1 protein-coding gene is annotated in these 629 nt (G+C 60.1%); it reads right to left on the bottom strand.

Features of this window, described 5'->3' with window-relative positions; translation table 11 throughout:
* A partial coding sequence (locus AUR66_RS13725) for an AMP-binding protein (protein WP_157533127.1) occupies positions 1 to 629 on the bottom strand: 629 nt, incomplete at both ends.

The raw sequence follows: 629 nt of genomic DNA, 5'->3' as shown, positions 1-629 counted from the left end.
GTCGTCGACTTTTGCGCCGTCTCCGCTGAAGTACATCCAGCCATCGATGTCGATGGGAGCAGATTCGTCCGCCGCCCAGCGGCGACCGTGTTGAAGTGCCAAAGGCATTCCGGGCCACGGACGCCGCAAGACGAGGTATCCTGGGTCACCGGGGCGACACTGTTGTCCTCGCTCGTCGACGACCTGTGCGTCGATTCCGGGCACTGGCCGACCGGCAGAACCAGGCTTCATCTCGTCGATACCCGGCAGCGTCGTGACCATCATCCCACCCGTCTCGGTCTGCCACCACGTGTCGACGATTGGGCACGTCTCGTTGCCGATGTGGTCGTAATACCACTTCCACGCGCGTGGATTGATGGGTTCACCGACAGTCCCCAGCAATCGTAGACTCGACAGGTCGTGTTGCTCTGGGAACTGGCTTCCCCACTTCATGAACGACCGAATCGCCGTCGGGGACGTGTAAAATACGTCGACCGCATTTTCTTCGACGAGTCGCCACAGGCGGTCTTTGTGCGGATAGTCTGGTGCTCCCTCGTACATGACGACAGTCGATCCGAGTGCGAGTGGCCCGTAGACGACGTAGGAGTGACCGCTAATCCACCCGATATTGGCTGTGCTCAAGTACGTGT

The organism is Haloferax profundi, from assembly GCF_001469865.1.
Taxonomy (GTDB): domain Archaea; phylum Halobacteriota; class Halobacteria; order Halobacteriales; family Haloferacaceae; genus Haloferax; species Haloferax profundi.
Note: the sequence above shows the minus strand (reverse complement) of the source record. Positions and strands in the feature narration are given on the sequence as shown.